Consider the following 967-nt stretch of genomic DNA (forward strand, 5'->3'; position numbering starts at 1 on the left):
CCAGCAGTGTCGCCAGCAGCACCGCCCCCAGCCGCACCGCCTGCTCGCGGCTCATGCTCAGCGTGCCGCTGCCCAGCAGCCAGCGGCGTTCGATGCCAGCAGTGTCGCCAGCAGCACCGCCCCCAGCCGCACCGCCTGCTCGCGGCTCATGCTCAGCGTGCCGCTGCCCAGCAGCCAGCGGCGTTCGATGTCCGACACCTCGGCCGCGCTCACCGCATCCAGCCCCTTGCGCAACAGGTGCGAGAGCTCCGGCAGCTCGCGCCGCACCGCGAAGTACAGCTCGCTGTCGGCATCGCTCAGCGTGCCGGTCACGCGCACGCGGCCGGTCAGGCCGTCGTTGATCAGCTGGTTGACCACCTTCAGGTTGCCGATCGCGAGATCCGCCCGGCCGTCGGCGACCGCCTGCAGCGCGCCCTCCTGCGTCGGGAACGTGATCAGCTGGATGGCCGGGTAGCGGCTGCTCAGCTGCGGGATCAGGAAGTGGTCCTGCAGCAAGGCCATGCGCATGTGGCCGACCTCGCCCAGGCGAGTCACCAGCGGCCCGTCGGGGCTGCGCGTGACGATGCCGGTGGGCACGCGCAGGAACGGGCCGACGAAATCGAAATCCTGCCGGCGCTGCATGGTTCGCGCGGCACCGACCAGCACGTCGATGTCGCCCTTCATGCCGCGCTGGTACATCTCGGCGAAGCTGCCGCCGATCTCGCTCTCGATCGTCACGCCCACCTTGCCGGCGGACAGCCGGATGAAGTCGGCACCCAGCCCGCGCAGCTGCGTCAGGTCGTTGCGCAGCGTGATCGGCGCGAAGGCGGCGTCGTAGCCGACCCGGATGCGGCCATGCGCATCGACCCAGCGGCGCTCGGCGTCGGTCAGCATCACGCTGTGCGGCATGCCGTCGCCATCGTCGGGCAGCCAGCGCCGCGCCAGCTGCGCCTGTTCGCTCTGCGTGACCGAGGCCATCGCCTTGTCG

General features: G+C 71.0%; 1 protein-coding gene. It reads right to left on the reverse strand.

Annotated elements, in window-relative coordinates; translation table 11 throughout:
• Window positions 1-57: 57 nt before the first annotated feature.
• Window positions 58-967, reverse strand: a 910-nt coding sequence (locus AC1D15_RS34410) for a transporter substrate-binding domain-containing protein (protein ID WP_477829600.1), incomplete at its 5' end; no start/stop codon positions are given.

This window comes from Rhizobacter sp. P2_H2 (genome assembly GCF_056403375.1).